This window comes from Luteitalea sp. (assembly GCF_022842525.1).
Taxonomy (GTDB): Bacteria; Acidobacteriota; Vicinamibacteria; order Vicinamibacterales; family Vicinamibacteraceae; genus Luteitalea.
The window spans coordinates 1-22724 of record NZ_JALHPM010000004.1; the positions used below are offsets into that span (position 1 = coordinate 1).

Consider the following 22724-nt stretch of genomic DNA (forward strand, 5'->3'; position numbering starts at 1 on the left):
CCTCGCGCCGTCGCGGGCGCCGTCGTGGTCGGTGGACCTCTTCGATACGCACGACACCGCTGAGGCCCGCCGTCTGCAGGCCCTCGAGACGCAGGACGACGTGCCGCCGACGCTGCGCGTCCGGGCGCGGTGGGTGGCGCGGGTGGTGGTGACGCCGCGTGGCCCATGGGGGGCGGGCCGCGTGGCCGTCAGCGCCGGCACCGCGCCCGAGGCGTGGGTCGTGCGCCGCGCGGCCGACGGGCGACGCCCTGACACGTCTGCCCCCTGCGCGATGGCGGCGGCGGGTGATCGCCTGCTGAACGGCGAATACGGCCCGATGGACGACGACAGTGCACACGAGCTTCCCGTGACGGCCGTGGACGGCTGGCATGCCGCCGATGCGCTGCACGGGCAGGTGTCGCAGTGGACGGCTCGCCCCGTGGCCACCGCCGTCTTCCGGGTCGACGCCCCGCTGCCGCTGACCCTGGCGATGGATGCCGCGGCCACGGGCGCCCAGACCATCCTCGTGCGCCTGAACGACCGCGTGCTCGAGACCAGCTGGCAGGGCGCCGGCCGCATCCCGATCCCCGCCGATGCTGTACGTCCAGGCGACAACACGTTGTCGCTGGAGGTCCGCGAGGTGGTCCGCCCGGACGGCGACACGCGTGCCCTCGGGATCCAGATTCGTCAGCTGCGTGTCATACCTCGGCGCTGATCGTGCCAGTCGTCGTCGCGCGGCGCCGGTGGGCGCCGACCGTCGACGTACCATGAACGGCCGGCAGGGACGCCGGTGTGTGCCGTCACTCGTGCCAAGGGAGGCGTGTGGAGTTCGAATGGACCGCTGACCAGCTGCGCCTCCGCCGCGGCGCCGTGGAGTTTGCCCGCGCGCGGTTGGTCGAGGGGGTGGCTGGTCGCGATCGTGAGGGGACCTTCTCCCGTGAGGCCTGGCAGGCCTGCGCCGAGTTCGGGCTGCAGGGCCTGCTCGTGCCTGCCGAGTGGAATGGGGGCGGGCAGGATCTCCTGTCGGCCGTCGCGGTCTTCGAGGGCCTTGGCTACGGCGCGCGCGACAACGGCCTGGTGTTCTCGGTCGCCGCGCATGCGGCGTCGTGCGAAGGACCGCTGTGCGCCTTTGGCAGCGAGGCGCAGAAGCGCGAGTGGCTGCCCGGCCTGGCTGAGGGCAGCGTCATCGGCGCGACGGCGATCACGGAGCCGGACTCCGGATCGAGTGCGCTGTCGCTGGCGACGACGGCGGTGCCGCACGACGACGGCTGGCGACTGCAGGGCTCCAAGACGTTCGTCACCAACGGCCCGGTCGCCGACCTCTTCATCATCTATGCGCGCACGGGACCCGGTGTCGGTGGCGTCACCGCGTTCCTGGTGCCGCGTCACACCAGCGGACTGGTCGTCGGCGCACCGATCGAGAAGATGGGACTGCGCACCAGTCCGATGTCCCAGGTCTTTCTGGAAGACTGCTGGGTCCCGGCCTCTGCCGTCGTGGGTGGCGTCGGGTCGGGGGCCCTGATCTTCAGCCAGGTGATGGAGGCCGAGCGTCTGCTGGTGATGGCGCCGGCCATCGGCGTGATGCAGCGGCTGCTCGAACGCTGTGTCGCGCACGCCAGGCAGCGCAAGGTCGGATCGGTGCCAATCGGCAAGCACCAGGCGATTGCGCACCGCCTCGCGGACATGGACGTGCAACTGGAGGCGGCGCGGCTGCTGCTCTACCGGGCCGCCTGGCAGCGGGCGCGCCACGGCACGGCGACGCGGGAGTCGGCGATGGCCAAGCTCGCCGTGAGCGAGGCCTACGTGGAGACGTGCCGCAGCGCGGTCCAGATCTTCGGGACCTACGGCTATACCGTGGAGTACGAACTCGAGCGGGAGTTGCGCGACGCACTCGCCGCCACGCTCTATGTGGGCACATCCGAGATCCAGCGCAATCTGATCGCTGGACTCAGGGGGTTGGGATGATCGCGTCGTTGCGACTGGCGCTGCTCTTCGTGGTGCTCGTGCTGTCGGCGAGCGAGGTGCGCGCCCACAACGTGGGCCAGAGCTACCTGTACCTGCAGGTCTACCAGGACCGCGTCACCGGACGCTTCGAAGTCTCGCTGGCCGACTTCAACGCCGCGCGCCGGCTGACGGGCACGGATCAGGAGATCACGCCGGCGAATCTCGACGAGCGGATCGGCGTCCTGCGCGACTACTACCGCTCGCACGTCACGATTGCCGACGCCCGGGGGCCTCTGGAGATTCGCTTCACCACGCACGGCGTGCTCGACGTGCGCGGCGGCTACGCCCAGCTGTCGTTCGACCTCGGTGGGCTCGACGGCGTGCCCGATCGGCTGACGTTCGACTATTCGGTGCTGCTGGACGAGGAACCCGGTCACCGTGGTTTCCTGCTGGTCGAGCACAACTGGGCCACCGGCACCATCGCCAACGAAGGCCAGATCTCGCTGGTGTTCAGTCCCGACGCCCGTCACCAGACGTTCGAGATCACCACCGGCGGCCGCTGGCGCGGCTTCGTCGCCGTCGTCCGGCTCGGGGTCGATCACATCTGGATGGGGCTGGACCACGTGATGTTCCTCGTGGCCCTCCTGCTGCCGGCGGTGCTGGTGCGCCGGGACGGCCGATGGGGTGCGATTGAAGACTTCACGCCGGCGCTGGTCAACGTCGTGAAGATCGTGACGGCCTTCACCGTGGCGCACAGCGTGACGCTCTCGCTGGCCTCGCTCGGCATCCTGCACCTGCCTGTGCGCATGGTCGAGGTCATCATCGCCGGCTCGATCGCGGTGGCGGCTGCCGACATCCTGTTTCCGCTGTTCCGCGGGAGAATCTGGCTGGTCGTGTTCGGCTTCGGCCTGTTCCACGGCTTCGGCTTCGCTGCGGCCATGGAGGAGATCGGGGTGCTGCGCGAGCACATCGGCCTGACGCTGTTCGGATTCAACCTCGGGGTCGAGCTCGGCCAACTGGCCATCGTCCTCGTGGTGTTCCCGCTGTTGTTCCTGGCGCGCCGGCTGGCGATCTACCGGCGCGTCGCGTTGCCGCTGACCGCGGCCGCGATGATCCTGATCTCGATGGTGTGGGTGGTGGAGCGATCCTTCGACATCAAGCTGCCGAGGCCCGGGACCGTCGTGTCGGCCGTGCGCAGCTCACTGTCGTGACTGGGGGACCCGAGAACGGAGGCAAGTCCGCATGCCCGTGCTACTGAACCGGCTGGTCGACGAGGCGGCGTCGCGTGACCCCGGCGCTCCGGCGATCCGGTGCGACGGCGACACCCTCACGTACGAGCAGCTGGCGCGGCGCGCCAATGGACTCGCGCGAGTCCTGCTGGAGACCGGCCTCTCGCGAGGCGACCGCGTGGCCGTGTGGCTCGGCAAGGGACTCGACGTTCCGGTCAGCTTCTACGGCGCCCTCGCGGCGGGCGCCACTCTGGTGCCGATCGATCCGAAGTCGCCCGTGGATCAGGCCGTCCGCATCATGCGCGCGACCGGGGCGACCCACCTCATCTCGGAGCCGGACCGTCGTGCCGCGGTCTCCCGGGCGCTTGCCGACTGCCCCGATGTGGCCCAGGTGATCGGGCTCGCTGGCGACGAGGCGACGCCGGTGCCGTGCGTCACGTGGGAGACGGTCCTGGAGCAGGCGAGCGACCGGCCGCCTGACGTCCAGGTGCTCGACCTCGATCCGGCCTACATCCTCCACACGTCGGGCTCCACCGGCCTGCCGAAGCTGATCCTGCACACGCACTACGGCGCGATGAGCTTCGTCGACTGGGCCGCGTCGACGTACGCCCTGCGCAGCGACGACCGGCTCACCAACCACTCGTCGCATCACACCTGCTTTGCGACCTTCGACTACTACGCCGCGGCCCGCGCCGGCGCCACGACGGTCATCCTGACGCCGGCGGTGCTGATGATGCCGGGCAGCCTGTCTGCCGTCCTCGAGCGCGAGCAGGTCTCGGTGTGGTACTCCGTGCCGGCGGCGCTGGTCCAGCTGTCGCTGCGTGGCGACCTCGAGGCGCGGAACCTGCGCGCGCTGCGCTGGGTGCTCTTCGCGGGCGAGACCTTCCCCGGCAAGCACCTGCGTCGGATCCGGCAGCAACTGCCCGGCGCCCGTCTCAGTCACGTGTACGGATCGACCGAGGTCAACGTCTGCACGTACTTCCACCTCCCGGAGACCGGCGACCCGGTGGGCCCGCTGCCCATCGGCAAGGCGTGCGCCACCACGCGCACGCTCGTCGCGGATGCGGCGCTGCACCCGGTGCCGGATGGCGAGGTGGGTGAGCTGTTCGTGCGTGGCTCGACGGTGATGGCGGGCTATTGGGGCGACCCCGAGCGCAACCGCGAGGTGCTCGTCCGGCGGCCTGCCGGCGGCGGCCTCGACGAGGTGTACTTCAGGACGGGCGACCGGGCCCGCGTGCTGGCCGACGGCAACCTGGCGTTCGTCGCCCGCGCCGACCGCCAGGTCAAGGTGCGCGGCCACCGCGTCGAGCTCGAAGAGGTCGAGGCCGCCCTGCTCTCACTGGCCGCGGTGGAGGAGGCCGCGGTGTTCACCGTCCCCGATGGCGAGGGCAGCTCGGCGCTCCGGGCCGCGGTCGTGGTGGGTGGCGATGCGCCACCGGCGGTCCGGGACATGCTGGCCGACCTGCGGCGGAGTCTCCCGCCGTACGCGCTGCCGTCGGACATCGCCGTCGTGGACGCCCTGCCGCGCACGCCCACCGGCAAGGTCGACGTGCGGGCGCTCGCCGGGCAGTTGATGGAAGGAAAGACACGCGATGGCGACTGATGCGCACCCGACGCCCGAGACCTCCGAGATCGAAGGCCGCATCGTGGAGTTCCTGCACCGCGAACTGCTGGAGCCGGGCGTGACGATCGGCCGCGACGCCGACCTCCTGTCGGGCGAGGTCATCGACTCGATCGGCATTCTGCGCCTGGCGACCTTCGTCGGCGAGGAGTTCCGCATCGTGATCCAGCCGGCCGACTTCGTGGTGGAGAACTTCCGGAGCGTCGCGGTGATCGCCGGCTATGTCGTGCGCGCGCTGGCGGCACATGGGCCAGGAGACACGAGGCCATGAGCGATGCCGGGCCGTCGGACCGGTCGCGCGACGCCGCGGCCGCGCCGCAGCCGTTGACGCACAGCCAGCAGCAGATCTGGATCGGCCAGCGGCTCACCCCCGAGAGCCCGCTGTACAACATGGCGTTCGCCTTCGTCTTCCCGACGGCGCTGCGCGCCGATCTGTTCTGCGCGGCGTGGCAGCGGATCGTCGACGCCAGCGACGCCCTGCGGACGCGGATCGTGGACGACGAGCGCGGGAACCCGCGGTGGACGCTGGCCGCGCGCGGGCGGTCCACCGAGGTGATCGTCCTGGCTCCCGGACCCGATCCTGCTGGCACGTTCCGCGAGTGGTGCCGTGCACGCTGCGCCCGTCCCCTGCCGCCGGACGGCGATCTGGTCGACAGCGTGCTCGTGCCGTTCGGTGACGGTCGCACCGGCTGGTATCTCAACCAGCACCACGTGATCGCCGACGCCTGGTCGACGCAGTTGCTGTACCGCCAGGTCGGGGCCGAGTACGAGCGCCTGCTGCGCGGCGATGGCACCGCGCCGCCGGCGCTCGCCGCCTACTACCCGACGATCGCGGTTTTGCCAGCGGGCGTCGCCACGCGCGCGAGCGCCCGGGAGCACTGGCGACTCCGGCCGCAGCGGGCCGGTCGGTCGGTGCCACTCTACGGTCGTCCTGCCGTCCCTGTCGACACGGCCAGCAGTCGCCTGACGCTCGACCTCGGCGAGGCCCGGTCTCGCGCACTCGACCGCCTCTGCCGCGATCTGGGATGGGCCCATCTGCCGGAGGGCGTGGCCAGGTTCGCCGTGTTCGCGACGCTGCTCGTCAGCTGGCTCCACCGCATCAGCGGCGCCCGCGACCTCGGCTTCGATACCCCGGTCAACGGTCGGCCGACGGCGCAGGCCCGGCGCGCGCTCGGCCTGTTCATCGAGATGTTCCCCTTCTCGGTCACCGTCGAGGTCACCGACACGTTCCGGACGCTGGCGACCCGGTGCCTGCAGGAGTCCCTGCTCCTGCTGCGCCATGCGCTGCCGGGCCTCAGCGCCCCGACGGCTGCCACCACCGGCACGGTCGTCCTCAACTACGTGCCGGGCTCGTTCGGCACCTTCGCGGGGCTGCCGGCCGACGTCGACTGGGTGCACCCGGGACACGGCGACCGCGTGCATGCCCTGCGGCTCCAGGTCCACGACTTCGCCGGCACCGGGCGCGTCGTGCTGCACCTCGACGTCAATGACGACGCGCTCGAGGCGCGGCTGCGGGTGCGCAGTCTGCGCCACTTCGAGACGCTGCTCGATGCCGTGCTCGACAATCCCGATCGGCCGATCGCCGCGATCGACATCCTCGTGGACGAGGAGCGAAGAACACTCGCCGCGCTGAACGCCACCGCCGCGCTGCCGCTGCCGCAGCAGTCGGTGACCGCGATGTTCGAGGCACGAGCGGCCAGTGATCCCGACGTGGTCGCCGTCCGGCAGGGCACGACGTCGCTGACGTTCGCCGCGCTGCGGGATCAGGCCGACGCCCTCGCCGCGACGTTGCTGGCGCACGGCATCGCCCCGGGCGATCGCGTGGCGATCGCCGGCCGCCGGTCCGTGCTCTCGGTCGTCGCCATGCTCGGCACGCTGCGGGCGCGCGCCGCGTATGTGCCGATCGACGCCTCGACACCATCGGCGCGCCTCGACCACGTGCTGCAGGACTCCGGCGCACGCGTGCTCCTCGTGGGCGAGGGCGTGTCCGCGGTGCCGGCGCGTCACGGGGTCACGGTGCTTTCGGTTGCCGAGGCGATCCACGCCGGTGTCGGGACGAGACCGGTCCAGCCCGGGCCGAGCCTGGAGGACCTCGCGTACCTCATCTACACGTCCGGCTCGACGGGCCGGCCCAAGGGCGTGCCGATCGACCACGGCGGGCTGGCGGACTATCTGTGCTGGGCAGAGCGCCGCTACGTCCGCGGCGACCGTCTCACGTACCCGCTGTTCACGTCTCTCGCCTTCGACCTCACGGTCACCAGCGTGTTCCTGCCGCTGATCACCGGGGGCACGCTGGAGGTCTACCCCGAACCCGACGGTCCCGTCGATGCCGCGCTGATGGACGTGGTCGCGGCCAACACCGTCGACATCATCAAGCTCACGCCCTCGCATCTCTCGCTGCTGCGGCGCCTCGGCGTCGACGGCTCGCGGCTGCGCCGCCTCGTGGTCGGCGGCGAGGATCTCAAGACCTCGCTGGCCGCCGCCGTCGACGCGGCACTGCACGGGGCGGCGGAGATCCACAACGAGTACGGCCCGACCGAGGCGGTCGTCGGATGCGTCGCGCATCGCTTCGACCCATCGTCGGACACCGCGGCGAGTGTGCCGATCGGCGTGCCCGCCGATCACGTCCAGGTGGCGATCCTGAACGAGGCGCTGTCGCCCGTGCCCGAGGGCGTGGCGGGCGAGCTGTGGGTGTCACGCTTCGGGCTCGCTCGCGGGTATCACGAGGCGCCGGAGCTGACGCAGGAGCGATTCACGTCGCTCCCGTGGCGTCCCGGCGAGCGCTGGTATCGCACGGGATCTGGTGCGGATCACCAGCGGGGGCCTGCTCGACTACCTCGGCCGGATCGACCGACAGGTCAAGGTGTCGGGGCATCGCATCGAGCTGGGAGAGGTCGAGGCCGCCCTGCTCGCCGTGCCGTCGATTGCGCAGTGCGCCGTGATCGCGCGCCGACGCACGGCGCCAGCGCCGGCGGCGGAGGAGGCCGTCCGCCACTGCGTCCGCTGTGGCCTGCCGTCCAACTACCCGCGCGTGACGTTCGACACCGACGGCGTGTGCAACCTGTGCCGCGCCTACGACGCCATCGAGCCGCATGCCCGGGCCTACTTCCGCACGATGGCCGACCTGCGGGCGCTGTTCGAGGCGACGGCCCGCGCGCATCCCTCCCGCTACGACTGCCTGATGCTCTACAGCGGCGGCAAGGACAGCACCTACGCGCTGTGCCGGCTGGTGGAGGAGGGGCTCTCGGTCTACGCCTTCACGCTGGACAACGGCTTCATCTCGGACGGCGCCAAGGAGAACATCCGGAAGGTGACCGCGCAGCTCGGCGTGCCGATCGAGTTCGCCACGACGCCGGCGATGAACGCCATCTTCCGCGACAGCCTCGCGCGCTTCTCGAACGTCTGCAACGGCTGCTTCAAGACCATCTACACGCTGGGCATGCTGCGGGCGCGCGATCTGGGGATCCCGATCGTCGTCACCGGGCTGTCGCGCGGCCAGCTGTTCGAGACGCGGCTGTCGGAAGAGATGTTCCGCGACGGCCGGGTCCGTCCCGACGAGGTCGACGCGGCGGTGCTCGCGGCCCGCAAGGTGTACCACCGTGCGCCCGACGAGGTCTCGCGGACACTCGATGTGCGTGCGTTCCAGGACGACCGCATCTTCGAGCAGGTGCAGTTCGTCGACTTCTACCGGTACTGCGACGTCGGCATGGACGAGATGCTGGATCACCTCCGACGGACCGTGCCCTGGATCCGCCCATCCGACACTGGCCGCTCGACCAACTGCCGGATCAACGACCTCGGCATCTACGTGCACCAGAAGGAGCGCGGGTACCACAGCTACGCGCTGCCCTACAGCTGGGACGTGCGCCTCGGTCACAAGACGCGCGCCGCCGCGCTCGACGAACTCGACGACGACATCGATCCGGCCGCCGTGCGCGGGCTGCTGGCCGAGGTCGGCTACGACGAGCAGCGGATCGCCGGGGCTGGCGAGCAGACGTCGCTGGCGGGCTTCTATGTCGCCTCAGGGGACGTCGCCGAGCAGGACGTGAGGCGAGCGCTGGCCGAGCGCCTGCCCGCCGCGTCGATCCCCGCGTGGTTGCGGCGGGTCGACGCGATTCCGCTCACCACCAACGGCAAGGTCGACGAGCAGGCGTTGTCCGGCCTGCTCGCGGACCGGACCATCGAGGCATCGGACGATCCTCCGCAGGGACCGGTCGAGGAGTTCCTGGCTGGCGTCTGGCGTGAAGAACTCGGCGTGCCGCGCGTGGGCTCTGGCGACAGCTTCTTCGATCTCGGCGGCACCTCGCTGGTGGCCATGCAGGTGATGGTGCGCCTGTGCCGTGAGTTCGACATCACGCTGCCGCTGGCCACGATCTTCACGCGGCCGACGCTCGCTGCGCTGGCCCGCGCCGCGGAGGAGCAGATCCTCGCCGACGTCGCCGGCGACACGGAGCTAGTGGACACCCAGACGGCTCGCCCGGCATCGCGTCACCCGGACTGACGGGGCTGGCGCTCGCGCTACCGGCTCCCCCGCACCAGGTGCAGCAGGACCCCGGCGCGTTCGGCGACCCCCAGTTCCCTGAACGACGCGATCTGCGCATTCGTCCGGGTGTACAGCGAGAGGCGGCGCACCCGGTCCCGTACGCGAAGGAACTCGAGGTGCGTGATCCGCATGTCGGGTCGGAACTCGACCCGCAGGTCCGGACGAGCCGCTGTCATCCGGTGCACGAGCTCGGTGTCGGCGGCGCGAGCCCACAGCCTGAACGGTCCCACCTGCGCGAACAGCGACGCCCGCACGGCCATGTTGTTGCCGTAGGCGAAATGGTACGCAGGCGCGCACCGGGTGAGCACGTACTCGGCCTTGGCGTTCTCGTACGCGCCGAGCAGCGTCAGGGCCCACGACGCCTCGGCCGGATAGCGGCAGTGGCCGATCAGGATGGCGACACCGGGATCGCGCATGCCGTCGCACACCGACTGCAGCCAGCGTCGGTCGGTGACGCAGTCGGCGTCGGTGAAGGCCAGCAGCGGCGCGCGCGCCTGCCGGATGCCGGCGTTGCGCGAGGCGTACGCACCCGGTGACTCCTCGCGCAGCAGCGTCACCTGCGGGTAGCGGCGGACCACGGCCGCGGAGTCGTCCGTCGACCCGTTGTCGACCATGATGATCTCGACCGGCCCGCCGACGTCCTCCTGATTCAGCAGCGCCTCGATGCACGCCGTCAGGCTCGGCTGGCGATTGAAGAACGGCACGATCACGGACACGCGGGGCAACTCGGTCATGGGGTCGGCATCGCGGGGGCGTCCTCGGCCTCCAGGTGCTTGAGGACCACGGCCCGTGCCGCGTCCACCGACGCCGCGTCGTGCGGATCGGGCGTGGGGTGGACGGTGAACGGGCCGAGAAAGTAGGGCCGCCACGTCGCGGCGGCATCGCTCGGCGTGCCGACCGGGTTGAAGAAGACGGTCGGGGTGTGCACCGGTCGGGGCTGATGGTGCGCATGGAGCCGGAAGCGCTCGGCGCGCACGTCGGCCTCGATGATGCGCGGCGTGAGCGGCAACCCGGCCCGCCGTCTCATGCCGCCCACCAGGCTCAGTAGACGCCGCCAGGGCCGCTCCGTGAGCCATTGCCTGGTCCGCCGGTAGGGCCCTTGCGTGAGCGGATGGTGTCCCTTCATGTACAGGCGCAGGATCTGCGCAGTCGAGAGTTCGGCCAGCGGCCGGTCGAGGCCGTCGATGCGGGCGCGGAACGGACCCACGCCGTAGAAGTCCACGGGCATCGGTGCGATCACGTACAGACGCTGCACCGGCATCCCGCGCGCTTCCATCACGCGCACGGCCTCGATCGCCAGCCACGCGCCGAAGGAGTAGCCGGCCACGATGCAGGGGGTGGCCGGAAATCGTCGGTGAATCTCGCCCACTACGTCCTCGGCGAGGTCGGTCATCGTGGGCCAGCGCCCGCGATTGCCCTCGGTTCGCCGGCTGACCCCCCGCAGGCCGTACACGGGCCGTTCTCCCCGATACCTCGCCGCAAGCGCCTTGGCGAAGAGGTCGGGCACGGCCATGAGCAGCGGTGCCTTGCGGCCCGTGGGCTGGATGGGGAACAGGTGCTCGTACTGGTCGGACGCCTGAGCGCCGCCGCGCTGCTCGATGCGCCGGGCGAGTTCGCGCACGGTCGGGTGTTGGTACACGTCGGCTGCCGACAGGGTGACCTCGAAGTCCTGCTCGATGGCGGTGACCATCTGCACCACCTGCAGGGAGTGGCCGCCGAGTTCGAAGAAGTTGTCGGACACCGCCAGGCCGGTGCGCCCCAGCAGTCCTTCCCACAACGACAACAGGGCGTGCTCACGGGTGCTGGGGATCGCGTCGGCGGCGGGGCTCCGGCGTTCGGCGGGGAGCGGCAGTTCGGCAAGCCGCCGGCGGGCAACCTTGCCGTTGGGCAGCGTCGGGAGCGCGGGCACTTCGACGAGCCGACTCGGCACCATGTGCTCCGGCAGTCGCCCAGCCAGGGCCTGTCGCCACCCCTCGAGACTTCCTGGCTGCGTCGCGACGACGAACGCGACGAGTTGCGCCGGCTCGCCGTCGCCTGAGCCTGGCGACTCTTCGCCGGCGCCGCGCACCACGACGGCCGCCTGCTCGATGGCGAGGTGCTCGAGCAGGGCCGTCTCGATCTCGCCGGGCTCGATGCGGAACCCGCGCAGCTTGATCTGCTCGTCGTCGCGTCCGAGGAACAGCAGCCGGCCGTCGGCGGTCCAGGCCATGCGGTCACCGGTGCGGTACCGGCGTTGCGTCGCCTCCTGCCCAGGCAGGGCGTCGCCGAACCGTTCGTCGGTGAGGTCGCGGCGTCGCCAGTAGCCGTCGGCGACGGTCGGGCCGACGATCCACCCGTGACCGGGAATCCCGGCGGGCACGCGACGGCCGAGATCGTCCAGCACCTCGACGCGCACGCCGGGGATGGGGCGTCCGATGGCCACCGGGCGTGCCGCGTCGGCGGCCGTGACTTCGTGGACCGTGGCCCAGACGGTGGCCTCGGTCGGGCCGTATTCGTTGAAGAGCCGCACGTGGGGCAGGCTCGCGACGTGGTCCGCGGCGAGCCTCGACGAGCAGCTCTCCCCGGCGACGATCACCATCTCGAGCCCACGCAGCCGATCGCCGCCGACCTGCAGCAGCTGGGCGTACAGCGAGGGGACGCACAGCAGGCTGGTGACGCGGTGTTCGGCCACGAGGTGCGCCAGTCGCCGGGCGTCCCGCGCCTCGTCGTCGGTCGGCACGACGAGCGTGCCTCCGGTGGCGAGCGTCCAGAAGAGGCCCGCCACCGAGCTGTCGAAGGCGGGGCTCGGCAGGAGCAGGAATCGCCCCGGGGGCGTGTCGTAGTACTGCACGCGGGCCTGTGTCGAGCGCCGCAGGTGCTCGTGGGAGATCACGACGCCCTTGGGGCGGCCGGTGGAGCCGGACGTGTAGAGGATGTAGGCCACCGACTCCGGTGAGAGGTCGGCCACGGCCGCTGCGGGAGCGGCGTCGCGCTCCAGCGCGTCCACCGCGATCGTCTGCCACGGTCCCGCCGGCAGACGGCTGGCGAGCGCCGACGTCGTGAGGACGGCGGCGACATCGGCGTCGGCGAGCAGATCCCGGTTCCGGGCCTCCGGGTATGAGGGGTCCATCGGCACGTACGCCGCGCCGGCCAGGTGACTGCCGACGACGGCGGCGATCAACGACGTCGAGCGAGGGAGGAACACCGCGACGCGGTCGCCGGCGGTCACACCGCCAGCGCGCAGGGCGGCGGCGATCGTCCGTGCCGTCGTCTCGAGCTCGTCGTAGCGCAGGCCGGCCGCGCCGCACGTGACGGCGGGCGCCTGCGGCTGGCGCAGGGCCTGCGCGAGGACCTGCCGCGGGAGCAGATCGTTTTCCGGCCCGTCGAGTCGAGGCCCGCGCTCCCACGCCGACACCCGCTGCACCTCCGCGGCGTCGAGCATCGGCACCGCGTGCACGAATCGTTCGCGATCCTCCGGCACGTGCTCGAGCAGGGTCTCGTAGTGGTCGAGCAGCGCCTCCATCCAGACGTCGTCGAAGCGGTCGGCGCGATACTCGACCGCGAGCTGCAGCCCTCCGTCGCCTTCGGCCACGAGGAGCGTCAGGTCGAACTTCGACGCGCCCAGGTCGAGCGTGATCGGCTCGAGCGAGACGCCGCCGAGGACGGGGGCCGGGCCCGACTCCTGGTAGACGAACATCGCCTGGAAGATCGGATGCCGATCCGCCTCGCGCTGTGGTGAGACCGCCGTCGCCAGGACGTCGAAGGGCAGCGACGCGTGGGCAAGCAGGGTCCTCAGTTCCGCGCAGAAGTGTTCGACGCACCTGCCGACCGTCTGCTGCTCGTCCAGCGTGGTGGCGACCACGAGCGGATTCAGGAAGTAGCCCACCATCTCCGCCGTGGCGGGATGCGAGCGCGTGGAGATGGGCGTGGCGAAGGCGACTCGCTGGCCCTGCGTGTAGCGGTGGAGCAGCAACCGGAACACGAAGGCGTAGACCATGAACGGCGTGGCGCCGGTGGCGGAGGCGAGGCGCCTGATGCCTGCCTGCACCGAGGTGCGCACGGGCCGCTCGATGAGTCGCCCGCGGCTGTGGCCCGACGACGAGGGGTGCTCGAAGGGAAGCCGGAGGTCCTCTGGCAGGGGGGCGAGGCGCGCTCGCCAGAAGGCCAGGTCCTCGTCACGGCGACCCGGGTCGGCCTGACCCAGCCAATGCACGTAGTCGTCGTACTGCGCGGCGGGCGGCGAGTCCTCGAGCCGACCATCGTAGGCCTGTGCCACCTCCTGCCACAGACAGGCCAGCGATCGCTCGTCCGCCAGGATGTGGTGCAGCACGAGCAGCAGGAGGCGCGAGTGGCCCGACACCTCCTCGATGAGGTGGACCCGGACCAGCGGCCCGTGCGCCAGGTCGAAGGGCCGGCGGGCCTCTCGAGTGGCGACCGCGAGTGCGCCCTCGTCACCGGCCTCGACCCGTGCGATCGTCAGTGGCTGCGCCGCGTGGACGACCTGACGGGCGGAATCCCCATCCGCCTCGAACGTGGACCGCAGCAGCCGATGCCGCGCCACCACCCGGTCGAACGCCTGCTGCAGCCGCGGCAGGTCCAGCGCGCCGAGGACGCGGAACGCGCTGCAGAGGTTGTAGGCGGGCGACCCCGGGTCCAACTGGTGCACGACCCAGAGGCCGCGCTGCATCTCGCCCAGCGGCGCCGGTGCCTCCGCGGGCCGCGCCGCGAGGTCGAGCCCCCGGCCGGGTCCACGGGCGCCCGTCTTCTTCGCCTGGATGGCCCGTTGCAGCCGCGCGGCGCGGTCGTCGGTCGTCTCGGGGGCGGTCATCGGATACGCGCCCGACGCACGCGGCGGCACGGGGACGGTGTATGAAGGTCACGATGCGGATCCTCGAGGTCGAGACCTTCGGTCGCGGTGGGCTGATCCACTACGTGTACAACCTCTCCTGCGCGCTGGCCGACCGCGGACTCGACGTGACGCTCGTGACCGCTGCCGCGTACGAACTGGAGGGTCGGGTCCTGCCGCCGCGCGTTAGGCTCGTGAAGGCGATTGGGCGACTCACGCACCGGTTCCGTGCGTCGCTGCCACGCCGCGCCCTGGGATGGGCGGTCAAGGTCGAGGCGGTGGCAGATGCGGTCACCGTGGCGGTCCTGGCACGACGAGCCCGTCCGGACGTCGTGCATCTGCATTGCACCAACCAGATAGCGTTAGCGTACCTCATCCTGTTGCGGCTGACAGGCCTCCCCGTGGCCGTGACGGCGCACGTGGTCACGGCGCATGAACGGACCCGCGTGCAGGACGCCGTGCACCGGGGCATCCATCGTCTCAGTCAGCTGATCATCGCCCACTCCGAGTTCGACCGGAGGCGCCTGATCGACGAAGTCGGCATCGATCCGGGCCGTGTGACCGTGATCGCGCACGGAGAATACGGGTTCTTCGGCAAGGACACGGCGCCTGTGGAGCCAGAGGTGGCGCGGCGCCGACTGGGCCTCGAGCCCGGCGACCAGGTCGCGCTCTTTTTCGGCTACATCAGGGAATACAAGGGGCTGGACGTGCTGCTCGACGCGTGGCCCGCGGTGGCGAAGGCCAGGCCCGCGGCGCGACTCGTCGTGGCTGGTGACCCCGTGCGGCTCGACGCCGCGCGGCGCGATGCGCTGCTCGCCGCGGCGACGCGTGTCGGCGCGATCCACCGGTTCGGTTATGTGCCCTTCTCCGAGGTGACCGGGTATCTCGCCGCGGCGGACGTGCTCGTGCTGCCCTATCGGCACGTCAGCCAGTCCGGGGTCCTCTTTCTGGCCCTGGCGCATGGGCTCCCGGTGGTGGCCACGCGCGTGGGCGCACTCCCCGAGGTGCTGTCCGACGGCGACAGCGGCCTGCTCGTGCCGCCGGATGCCCCAGGTGCGCTGGCCGAGGCGGTGGCCCGCGTGCTGGGCGACCGCGACCTGCGGCAGCGCCTGGCGGCAGGCGGTCGCGCCGTGGCCGCTCGTCACGCCTGGCCGGCGATCGCCGAGCGCACCGCGTCGGCGCTCGAAGGGCTCGTCGGGCGGGACGTCCGACCGGGGGATCAGCGGGACCAGAGCTGAGCGACACGCCACTCGATGCCCGCAGGCCGGCCCTCGAGCCTCCACATCACGTACGACGTGCACCCGAACACCGCTCCGCCCACCACGACCTCGACCGCGGGCCACAGGGCACGCGGCAGCGCCGCGAGTGCATCGGCCGGCACGGTCGCGCCAAGGCCCGCCACCGTGCCGACCATCAGCGCCGTGGCCGCCAGGGGCCGCCGCACCTGGCGCGCGATCTCGACGGGCGAGATGCCGAGCACCCGGCGCAGCAGCCAGGCGTTGAGATAGGTGTAGAAGATGCCCGCCAGGACGATGCTCCAGACCGCACCCGGCAGGCCGAACAGGGCGGTGCCGGCCACGAACAGCGGGACGTGGACGAGCGCGTAGATCGCACTGACGCCGAACAGCAGCCGGGTGTGGCCCAGGGCGAGCACGCACGGCAGCGTCATGGACAGCGTCGAGCGCAGGCCGAGGTAGGGCGTCAGCACGACGAGCAGCGGGACGATGGGGGCCCACGGCTCACCGAGGGCCAGCGGGACGAAGTCGGCGGCCACCAGGGCGAAGCCGAAGCCGGCCGGCAGGCTCAGGCTGGCGAGCACGCTGATCGACTCGGCGGCGGCGCGTCGCAGGCGGACGGTGTCGCTCCCCAGGGCGCTGAAGGCCGGGAACAGGATCCGCTGCAGCGGGCTGAGCAGTTCCTGGGTGGGCAGCACGCCCACGCGCTGGGTCATGAAGTAGAGGCCGGCGTCGGTGACGCCGACCAGCCAGCCGACGATCAGCTTGTCGGTCTCCATCGACAGCACGGTGACGACGCTGGTCAGCGAGAGCCAGCCGCTGAACGAGGCGAGCGCCGAGACGCGCGCCAGCGACACGGCGGGGCGATAGGGCCGCAGCAGGTAACTGAGCACGACCCCGGCGAGGGCATACGCGAGCTGCCCGACGACGAGCGCCCAGTAGCTGCGGACCACGACGGCCAGGGCCAGCGTCGCGCCCACGGACAGCACCTTGGCGGTCACCGTGAGTACGGCGAGCTTCGAGTAGACCAGGTCGCGTTCGAAGGTGACGAAGCGCGGGTTCCGCAGCCCGTTCAGGATCGGGACCACCGCCAGCACTCGCAGGACGTCCGCCATGCGGGCGTCGCCCACCCACGGCGCGACGCCCCACATGGCGAGGGCCGCGAGCAGGCCGCGCAACACGGACAACGTCCAGGCCGTGTCGAAGAGGGCCCGGTCGTCGTCACGGCTCCGGATCAGCGCCTTGTCCACGTCGAACGCGCTGAGTCCCTCGACGATGGTGGCGAACGAGGCGGCGATGGCCACGAGGCCGAAGTCGTCGGGCGCCAGCAGGCGCGCCAGCACCACGAGGGCGACGAAGTCGAGCAGGCGCTCCAGCCAGCGGTGGGCGTACACCCACCCGGCGCCCAGGACGAACCGCCGTGTCGACCCGCTCACCGGCGCCGCCCGCCGTGGCCAGACCCGCCGGCCGGGTCGGCGCCGCCGTCTGTGACCGGGGCCTGGAGCAGCGCATCGACCGCTCGCTCCGCCACACGATGGGTCTCGTAGGCGGCGTAGAGGCCCTGCATCCGCTGCACGCGCTCGCGGACGCCCGGCTCGCTCAGGAGGCGATCGACGTGCGCGCGGATGTCGGTGGTGCTGTCGCGCTGCCGATCACCGGCGATGCCGACGCCGTGGTGGACGGCGCGGGCCGTGGTCCCCGCCATGTCCGTTTCCCAGCCGCAGTAGATGAGGGGTGGGACGCCGCTGAGGACGCACTCGTCGACGGTGCTGATGCCGCCGTGCGTCACCGCGACGTCGGCATGCTGAAGCACCTGCACCTGTGGCACCCAGGGGAACGTGTGGACCCGCGGCGGCAGCGGGCCGACGGCGGCGGGCTCCACCTGGTGGCTCAGGCTGATGATCAGTTCCCAGTGGGGACGTGCCTCGACGATGCCGACGAGGCGCCGGAGGAAGGTGAGATCGGTGGAGAAGACCGAGCCGAAGGCCGCGTAGATGAGCCGGCCGTCCGCGCCGGCGGCTCGGCGGCGCGCGACAATCGCCTCGAGCCTGTCGCGGTCCGCCGCCGTCTGTGGCTGATCGATGCGCGAGGCGAGCACCATGGGGCCGACGAAGTGCACGTGCGCCGGAGGGCGATGCGGGAACTCGAATTCCTGCGCGTGCAGGCTCAGGACGGGCAGGTGGCGGTAGGTGAACGGGATCAGCCACTGGCGGTCGTCGGTGTCCCGCTCGAACGGGAAGCCCACCGCACGGGCCAGGTCACGGTACACCGACACGCGATCGCAGCCGATGTGACGCACGCGTTCGGACCAGCGCCGGTGCTGCTTCCGAAGCCGCAGGGCCCGCCAGAGCAGCGCAGCGCCCGCCCTCGTGCCCGACCAGCCGACGCCCGGCCGTGCCAGGGTGTGCGGCGGCGGGATGCCGGCCTCCCGCCAGATCGACACGAACGAATTGAGCAGGGCCATCCGCGCGCCGGCCATCGCTGCCGCGATGATGTGCGCGTGCATCTCGCCGTTGACCAGGATCAGATCCGGGCGTGTCTCGCGCACGAGACGGGCGAACGCTCCGACGCCCAACGACTCCCGTGCGCGCGCGCGACGGCGGCCGATGGCCAGCAGCCGGCGCACGGCGGGCGTGGTGGCATCCTCCTCGAGGAACGGCTCGTAGCCGTCCGGATCGAGGCTCTGGAAGGCCACGCCGTGATGTTCGACGAGGGGACGCGCGGAGGGGTCGCCGGCAAACGTGAGCCGATGGCCGGCGACGGTGAGACGCCGGGCGAGTTCCACGCTCTGGTAGAGCACGCTCGGCAGGCCCCGCGTCACGATGAGGATGCTGGCCATTCGGCATGCCAGCCGGTGGGGCGGGCGACCCCGTATGGTAGCGTCAACCCGCGTGCCGTCGACACACACTGCAACGCCCCGAGTGGTACCGGCGTCCATGAGCCGTAAGTGATGCGCCCGCCAGCCGACGCAGTGGCTCCCGTCTCGCAGCCCCTCCGCGGCGAGCAAGACCCACCCGGATTCCCCAGTGATGCCGCTCGCCGGCCAGATCCGCCTCCCGGTGGCGGTCGCACCGCCATCGTCGGGGCCGGTCCTGCAGGGCTGACGGCGGCCGTGACGCTCGCGCGACTGGGGCGCGCGGCGGTCGTCTTCGAGGCTGACGATCAGGTCGGCGGTATCTCGCGCACCGTGGTGTTCCGTGGCTACCGGCTGGACATCGGCGGGCACCGGTTCTTCACCAAGGTGCCGGAGATCGAGCGCCTGTGGCACGACATCCTCGGCGACGATCTCATCGTGCGCCCGAGGTTGTCGCGCATCTTCTACGGCGGAAAGTTCTTCGACTACCCGCTCCGGCCCGTGAACGCCCTGCGGGGCCTCGGTGTCGTCGAGGCGGTGCGCGTGCTGGCGAGCTACATCCACGCGCAGCTGTTTCCGGTCGCCGACGAGCGCACCTTCGACGTCTGGGTGAGCAACCGGTTCGGCCGGCGTCTCTTCGAGGTGTTCTTCAAGACCTACACCGAGAAGGTCTGGGGGATGCCGTGCTCGGAGATCAGCGCAGCCTGGGCCGCCCAGCGGATCAAGAACCTCGACCTGATGACGGCGCTCAGGAACGCGGTGCTCGGCAGCGCGGGGGGTGGCCGCCCGGCGGTCACGAGCCTCATCGAGCGGTTCCACTACCCGCGTCTCGGCCCTGGCATGATGTGGGAGCGCTGCCGGGACCTGGCGGCCGCGGACGGCGTGCACACCCACCTCCGCACGCGGGTGGTTCGGGTGCTGCACGACGGCGGCCGGGTGTCCGCAATCGACGTCGTCGGCCCGGACGGGGCGACGCGGCGCGAGCCCTGTGACACGGTGATCTCGTCGATGCCCGTGGGCGAACTCATCCGCGCCATGGACCCGCCGCCGCCGGTCGAGGTGCTCGAGGCGGCCGGCAAGCTGCGGCACCGGGACTTCCTGATCGTGGCCCTGATCGTGAATCGCGACCAGCTGTTCCCGGACAACTGGATCTACGTCCATGCCCCGGAGGTGCACGTCGGTCGTGTCCAGAACTTCAAGAACTGGAGCCCCGACATGGTCGACGACCCGAACGTGTCGTTCATCGGCCTCGAGTACTTCACCAACCGGGGCGACGCGCTCTGGCAGCGCTCCGACGAGGAACTGATCGCGCTGGGCACCTCCGAGGCGGCCACCATCGGCCTGTTCTCGCCGGGCGAAGTCAGGGCTGGCACCGTGGTGCGGATGCCCATGGCCTATCCGGTGTACGACGGCGAGTACGAAGCGCACCTGCAGATCCTCCGCACCTGGCTCGACCGCATCGACAACCTCTTCACCGTGGGACGCAACGGCCTGCATCGCTACAACAACCAGGATCACTCGATGCTCACCGCGCTCTACGCCGCGCGCAGCGTCACCGGCGCCCGACTCGACGTCTGGACGGTGAACGAAGAAGAGAGCTTTCACGAGGAGATTCGTGGCGAGGCCGGCGCGCACGTTCGCGATCGCCTCACGCCGATGCCGGTGGAGGGCGGGCTCGACGGCCTGTTGCGGGAGGCGTTTGCCGAATACGACGAGATCGCCCTGGGCGGCGCCTTCGGCATCGCGGCGGCGGCGCTGCTGGCCCTCACCACGGCGCTGCTCCTGTGGGGACCCCACGACGGCTTCGTCCCCATGTTGTCGCTGCTGGGACACTACCTGTTCGGCTACGAGGTGTCCTGGCCCGGGTTACTGGTCGGGTTCGTCGAGGCCGCTCTCGGTGGCTTCGTGGTGGGCTGGATCGTGGCCCGGCTCATCAACCTGCTCACCGCGATGTTCCTGAGAGATCTGGAGCGTCAGCTCGCGACGCTGACGACCCTCGAGGCCGTGGATGGAGGTCGTGTTGACGCGGGCTGATCGGGAACGCGTGCTCGTCGCTCGCGCCGTGGCTCGCCTTCGCGCGGGCATCGTCGCCATCGTGACCGGCATCGTCGGGGGCGCGGCGCTCTGGGCCGCGACGATGTGGCTGGTGATCAAGGGGGGGCCGAACGTCGGCCAGCACCTGAGTCTGCTCCGGGCCTTCTATCCGGGGTACGCGGTCACCTCGACGGGCGCCCTCCTCGGCTTCGTCTACGGCGCACTCACCGGCGCGATCGTCGGCTGGTGCGTGGCGTGGCTCTACAACGTCCTGGCGAGTTGGCGTTCAGCCGACACGTGAGCCCCGCGCGGCGATCGACGCGAGGGCTGATACCATCCGGCCAGACCTGAACACGGAGGGACGACGCCATGCCGCCTTGCAGCCGCCGCACGCGACGCGATTTCCTCAGGACCAGCCTGGCCGCGGGGACGCTGGCCATGTCCGGGGGCCTTCCCCTCGGTGCGCTCCCGCTCGCCGCGCCGCGCGGGAAGGCGACCGACCTGGTGACCCTCGGTCGATCGGGCGTCAAGGTGACACGGCTGGCCTTCGGCACGGGAAGCTTCAGCGGCCGCGTGCAGCGGGAGCTCGGGCAGGCCGGGTTCACGCGGCTGGTGCGACACGCCTACGACCGTGGCATCCGCTTCTTCGAGACGGCCGAGTCGTACGGCGAGATGCACCGGATGCTGGGTGTGGCCCTGAAGGGGATCCCGCGCGACACCTACCAGATCATGTCCAAGGTGACGACCAGGGACGGCGTCGATCCGCAGAAGACGTTCGACCAGCTCCGCACGCTCGCCAACACGGAGTACTTCGACATCATGTTGCTGCACTGGCAGCACACGGCGTCGTGGCCGACCGAGTCCGCGCGCTGGCAGGACGCGATCCTCGAGAGCGAGGCGCGCAAGGTGGTGCTGGGCCACGGCGCGTCCGTGCACGGGTTGCCGGCGCTGCGCCGCATGCCCGGCAACGACTGGCTCGAGGTGGCGATGATTCGCGTCAACCACATCGGCACGTCGATGGACGCAGAGGACTACCGCACGACGGGGCTGGGTAACGTGCCCGAGGTCGTGCGTCACGTCGAGCAGGTGCGGACGCAGGGCATGGGCGTGGTCGCCATGAAGCTCGTGGGGGAAGGGACCTTCGATCGCGAGGACCGTCGCAAGGCCATGCGGTTCGCCTTCCGCCATGCAGGGGTCGACGCGGTCACCGTCGGCTACAAGTCTCCGGCCGAGATCGACGAAGCGATCGAGAACCTCAATCTCGCCCTGGCCTAGAGGATACCGTCGTGACGCAGTTCTACGGAGCCCTCGCGGAGTGGTGGCCCGTCATCTCTCCCGTCGAGGAGTACGCGGAGGAAGCCACCGCCATCCGTGACGTCATCCTGCAGTATCGGCCGCAGGCCCGTACGCTGCTCGAACTCGGGAGCGGCGGGGGACACGTGGCGCACCATCTCCGGTCGCACTTCGCCTGCTGCCTGACCGACATCAGCGCCGCCATGCTGGCCGTGTCACGTCGACTGAACCCCGAGTGCGCCCACATCGAGGGCGACATGCGCACGCTGGACCTCGGCCGCACGTTCGACGTCGTGCTGGTTCACGATGCCATCGACTACATGACGTCCGAGGCCGATCTCGCACGGGTGTGCGACACGGCGTGGCGACACCTCGGCCCCGGGGGCCTCGTGCTGTTCGTCCCCGACGCGGTCACCGAGACCTTCGAGCCGGGCACGGAGGCCGGCGGTGGTGACCACGCGGACGGACGCGCGGCGCGCGTGCTGGAGTGGACCGAGGATGTCGCGCCCGGTGCCACCCGGATGGCGGTGCACTACAGCTTTCTGCTGCGCGAACCCGATGGCCGCGTGTGGTCGGTCTACGAGCGCCACGACTGTGGCCTGTTCCCGAAGGACACATGGACGCGCCTGCTGGCGGAACGCGACTTTGCCGTCGACGTGGTCGTCGAGCGCACCACCGACGAGCGGACGCCGCGATACATGTTCCTCGGACACACGCCTGCGCCGTGAGTCGGGCTCATTCCTGCCGCCACGCCTGACACCGCGCGAGCCACACGCCCGGTTCAGCGGGCGGCGGTCGCCGGCTGGCCCCGATCACGTAGCACGGCCCGGACCGCGGCAGATCAGGCGAGGAGACCGACGTGCAGACGCTGACCGACAGCCTCGAGCAGTCGGCGGACATCGTCGGCAACTTCGAAGACGATGTCGTCGTCATCGGGCCGGCGGGCCGACTGTCCTACCGCTTCCCGACCTCGCCCGGCACGACCTGGGCGGTGTTCTCGGTGCGGTTCTCGGCCGACGCCGGATGGAACTGGAACATGGCGGCCACGCAGGCGAAGATCCGCAGCGTCCTCGCCAACCCGACGAGTCTCGAGATCCGCGGCGAGTACCACACCGGGCCTGACGAGGGCGCGCTCGACAGCCTGGTGCTCAGCGCCGGCAGGTAGCC

Annotated in this window: 16 protein-coding genes and 1 pseudogene; 13 read left to right on the plus strand and 4 right to left on the minus strand. The window is 71.0% G+C overall.

The window, feature by feature from the left end:
• The 7 genes and pseudogenes from Q0C41_RS01465 to Q0C41_RS01495 all read left to right on the plus strand — a co-directional run.
• On the plus strand, window positions 1-694 hold a 694-nt coding region (locus tag Q0C41_RS01465; protein ID WP_291980664.1), incomplete at its 5' end, for a hypothetical protein.
• A gap of 107 nt (window positions 695-801) precedes the next feature.
• On the plus strand, window positions 802-1944 hold the full coding sequence (locus Q0C41_RS01470) for an acyl-CoA dehydrogenase family protein (protein WP_291980665.1): 1143 nt from the start codon (window positions 802-804) through the stop codon (window positions 1942-1944).
• On the plus strand, window positions 1941-3134 hold the full coding sequence (locus tag Q0C41_RS01475; RefSeq protein WP_291980666.1) for a HupE/UreJ family protein: 1194 nt from the start codon (window positions 1941-1943) through the stop codon (window positions 3132-3134). The genes Q0C41_RS01470 and Q0C41_RS01475 overlap by 4 nt, the downstream gene beginning before the upstream one ends.
• Before the next feature lie 31 nt (window positions 3135-3165).
• Entirely contained in the window at window positions 3166-4755 is a 1590-nt protein-coding gene (locus Q0C41_RS01480; RefSeq protein WP_291980667.1) for an amino acid adenylation domain-containing protein, read from the plus strand.
• Window positions 4745-5044: an acyl carrier protein gene (locus tag Q0C41_RS01485; RefSeq protein ID WP_291980668.1), complete on the plus strand. Its 300-nt coding sequence runs from the start codon at window positions 4745-4747 to the stop codon at window positions 5042-5044. The genes Q0C41_RS01480 and Q0C41_RS01485 overlap by 11 nt, the downstream gene beginning before the upstream one ends.
• Window positions 5041-7437, plus strand: a pseudogene (locus Q0C41_RS31305) (AMP-binding protein); the annotation flags it as partial. The gene Q0C41_RS01485 and the pseudogene Q0C41_RS31305, both read left to right, overlap by 4 nt.
• Window positions 7438-7576: 139 nt before the next feature.
• On the plus strand, window positions 7577-9274 hold the full coding sequence (locus Q0C41_RS01495) for a phosphopantetheine-binding protein (protein WP_291980670.1): 1698 nt from the start codon (window positions 7577-7579) through the stop codon (window positions 9272-9274).
• 17 nt (window positions 9275-9291) lie between these two features.
• Here Q0C41_RS01495 and Q0C41_RS01500 read toward each other — a convergent pair whose 3' ends face one another.
• Both Q0C41_RS01500 and Q0C41_RS01505 read right to left on the minus strand, forming a co-directional pair.
• Entirely contained in the window at window positions 9292-10050 is a 759-nt protein-coding gene (locus Q0C41_RS01500) for a glycosyltransferase family 2 protein (protein WP_291980671.1), read from the minus strand.
• Window positions 10047-14153 (minus strand): amino acid adenylation domain-containing protein, encoded by a 4107-nt coding sequence (locus tag Q0C41_RS01505; protein ID WP_291980672.1) that lies wholly within the window; start codon window positions 14151-14153, stop codon window positions 10047-10049. Before Q0C41_RS01505 ends, Q0C41_RS01500 begins: the two co-directional genes overlap by 4 nt.
• Before the next feature lie 23 nt (window positions 14154-14176).
• On the opposite strand from Q0C41_RS01505, the gene Q0C41_RS01510 reads away from it, so the two are divergent.
• Window positions 14177-15379, plus strand: coding sequence for a glycosyltransferase family 4 protein (locus Q0C41_RS01510; RefSeq protein WP_291980673.1), 1203 nt, complete (start codon window positions 14177-14179; stop codon window positions 15377-15379).
• On the opposite strand, the gene Q0C41_RS01515 is transcribed toward Q0C41_RS01510, so the two are convergent.
• Window positions 15361-16812: a lipopolysaccharide biosynthesis protein gene (locus tag Q0C41_RS01515; protein WP_291980674.1), complete on the minus strand. Its 1452-nt coding sequence runs from the start codon at window positions 16810-16812 to the stop codon at window positions 15361-15363. The genes Q0C41_RS01510 and Q0C41_RS01515 overlap by 19 nt on opposite strands.
• The gene (locus Q0C41_RS01520) at window positions 16809-18215 is read right to left on the minus strand and encodes a nucleotide disphospho-sugar-binding domain-containing protein (RefSeq protein ID WP_291980675.1); all 1407 of its coding nucleotides are present in this window, start codon (window positions 18213-18215) and stop codon (window positions 16809-16811) included. Before Q0C41_RS01520 ends, Q0C41_RS01515 begins: the two co-directional genes overlap by 4 nt.
• A gap of 273 nt (window positions 18216-18488) precedes the next feature.
• On the opposite strand from Q0C41_RS01520, the gene Q0C41_RS01525 reads away from it, so the two are divergent.
• The 5 genes from Q0C41_RS01525 to Q0C41_RS01545 all read left to right on the plus strand — a co-directional run bounded on the left by Q0C41_RS01525 (window position 18489) and on the right by Q0C41_RS01545 (window position 22722).
• The gene (locus Q0C41_RS01525) at window positions 18489-20264 is read left to right on the plus strand and encodes an NAD(P)/FAD-dependent oxidoreductase (protein WP_367079078.1); all 1776 of its coding nucleotides are present in this window, start codon (window positions 18489-18491) and stop codon (window positions 20262-20264) included.
• Window positions 20248-20565, plus strand: a complete 318-nt coding sequence (locus Q0C41_RS01530; protein WP_291980676.1) for a hypothetical protein — start codon at window positions 20248-20250, stop codon at window positions 20563-20565. Before Q0C41_RS01525 ends, Q0C41_RS01530 begins: the two co-directional genes overlap by 17 nt.
• Before the next feature lie 68 nt (window positions 20566-20633).
• The gene (locus tag Q0C41_RS01535) at window positions 20634-21539 is read left to right on the plus strand and encodes an aldo/keto reductase (protein WP_291980677.1); all 906 of its coding nucleotides are present in this window, start codon (window positions 20634-20636) and stop codon (window positions 21537-21539) included.
• Window positions 21540-21550: 11 nt separating this feature from the next.
• Window positions 21551-22285, plus strand: coding sequence for a class I SAM-dependent methyltransferase (locus Q0C41_RS01540; RefSeq protein ID WP_291980678.1), 735 nt, complete (start codon window positions 21551-21553; stop codon window positions 22283-22285).
• 131 nt (window positions 22286-22416) lie between these two features.
• A complete protein-coding gene (locus Q0C41_RS01545) occupies window positions 22417-22722 on the plus strand; it encodes a laminin B domain-containing protein (protein ID WP_291980679.1) in 306 nt (101 codons plus the stop codon).
• Window positions 22723-22724 lie beyond the last annotated feature (2 nt).